The sequence below is a fragment of the Azonexus sp. genome (assembly GCF_036170495.1).
In the GTDB taxonomy this organism is placed as follows: domain Bacteria; phylum Pseudomonadota; class Gammaproteobacteria; order Burkholderiales; family Rhodocyclaceae; genus Azonexus.
Genome location: NZ_JAVHPH010000394.1, coordinates 1 through 1,947, shown reverse-complemented (window position 1 = coordinate 1,947; position 1,947 = coordinate 1). Strand labels below are relative to the sequence as shown.

Genomic DNA, 1,947 nt, shown 5'->3' with positions numbered 1-1,947 from the left:
ATCCGCGCCTCGGCTACCGGGCGCGACGACTGGGCAGCCATCATTTCTGGCGGATCAAGCAGGAAGGTGTATTCACGGACCAGGCGTCCAGCCGGCCAGTTCAGCTCAACCAGAAAATCGAGGAAAGGTTCGTTGATCGGTTTGACCGAACTTACCTTGACCACCGACTGCCCACTGGGCCGCTTCTCAACGGTAAAACGGAGGTCCAGGAGGGCGGTTGCGAAATCGACGCCGGCCTGCTTGAAGACATCCTGCGGAGCGAGACGAGCGGTCATCCCACCGAGTTCGTCCTTGGTCGCGCCGATATCGAGCTCGGCCCGCAGGGGCTGGCCAATTCCCGACAACACCGTGAGTTTGCCCAGCCCGGCGGCCTCGGCAATCCACGGCGAAATTGAAAGACAAGAAGCAACGGCGAGTGCAGCTGCGCGTTTCTTGAACCTGGTTTGTACAGTTCCGTTCACGGCAAAACCCTGAGCGTCAAATTTGGGACTTTCAAATTAACATCATGTACTTAGCAATGCAAGCTAAACCCGCTTCTCAAACCTGCCCTTTTTGCATATCCCCAACAAATAAAAAGCCGGGGTCGAAGCCCCGGCTTTTTTGGCAAAAGGATGAGTCTGATCAGGCGTCGAGCAGAATCCGCAGCATCCGACGCAATGGTTCGGCGGCGCCCCACAGCAACTGGTCGCCGCAGGTAAAGGCGGCCAGATATTCCGGGCCCATGGCCATCTTGTGCAGACGGCCAACCGGCACGGTCAGCGTGCCGGTGACGGCAGCCGGGGTCAGTTCGCGCTCGGAGATTTCACGATGGTTGGGTACAACCTTGGCCCACGGATTGGCCTTGGCGAGCATGTCGCTGATTTCGTCGAGCGGCACGTCGTTCTTGAGCTTGATGGTCAGCGCCTGGCTGTGGCAGCGCATGGCGCCGATACGCACGCACAAGCCGTCGATCGGGATCGAGCCGACCGAGCGGAAGGCCGGCTTACCGAGGATCTTGTTGCATTCGGCGCCGCCCTTCCACTCTTCCTTCGATTGGCCGTTCTCGTAAGGCACGTCGATCCAGGGAATCAAGGAACCGGCGAGCGGCGTATTGCGGAAGTTCTTTTTCGGCAAGGCATCCGAACGAATGGTTTCGGCCACCTTGCGGTCAATATCGAGAATGGCGGAGGCCGGATCGGCGAGTAGGTCAGCCACGGATGAATGGATGGCACCCATCTGGGCAATCAGTTCGCGCATGTTCTGCGCCCCGGCACCGGAAGCAGCCTGATAGGTCATGGACGTTGCCCATTCAATCAGGTCGTTCTGGAACAGGCCGCCAAGACCCATGAGCATCAGCGAAACCGTGCAGTTGCCGCCGATCCAGTTCTTGCCGCCCTTGGCCAAGGCGTCCTTGATGACGTGCATATTGACCGGATCGAGCACAATTACCGCGTCGTCGGCCATGCGCAACGAGGAGGCGGCATCAATCCAGTGACCATTCCAGCCAGCAGCGCGCAGCTTGGGGAAAACTTCCTTGGTGTAGTCGCCGCCCTGGCAGGTGATGATGATTTCACACTGTTTTAGCGCGTCGACCGTGGAAGCATCTTGCAGGGGCAGAGACGCTTCCTTGCCACCGAAGACGGGGGCTTTGCCACCGGCCGCGGATGTCGAAAAATACACCGGGTCGATATGGGCGAAATCACCCTCTTCCACCATACGCTGCATGAGGACCGAACCGACCATACCGCGCCAACCAACCAGACCAACCTTCTTCATCTCATCACTCTCCGTGAAAAATCTTTTTTACAGCGCCGCCAGCACGGCGTCACCCATTTCCTTCGTACCGACCTTGTTGGTGCCGCGTTCGTAAATATCGCCGGTCCGATAGCCCTGGGCCAGGACTTTTTTGACCGCATTTTCGACGCGCAGTGCCTGCTCTTCGAGGCCAAATGTGTAGCGCAGCATCAT

3 protein-coding genes are annotated in these 1,947 nt (G+C 58.6%); all 3 read right to left on the bottom strand.

Features of this window, described 5'->3' with window-relative positions; all coding sequences use genetic code 11:
* A partial coding sequence (locus ADADOO_RS14580; protein WP_511278231.1) for a type IV pilus assembly protein FimV occupies positions 1 to 461 on the bottom strand: 461 nt, incomplete at its 3' end.
* A 160-nt stretch (positions 462 to 621) separates the two neighbouring features.
* Entirely contained in the window at positions 622 to 1,755 is a 1,134-nt protein-coding gene (asd, locus tag ADADOO_RS14575) for an aspartate-semialdehyde dehydrogenase (RefSeq protein WP_511278230.1), read from the bottom strand.
* Positions 1,756 to 1,782: 27 nt separating this feature from the next.
* Positions 1,783 to 1,947, bottom strand: a 165-nt coding sequence (locus tag ADADOO_RS14570; protein ID WP_511278232.1) for an isocitrate/isopropylmalate family dehydrogenase, incomplete at its 5' end; no start/stop codon positions are given.

Bases quoted from the DNA above. Each gene is read 5' to 3' on its own strand.
- asd (WP_511278230.1), bottom strand. From the start codon at position 1,755: ATGAAGAAGGTTGGTCTGGTTGGTTGGCGCGGTATGGTCGGTTCGGTC.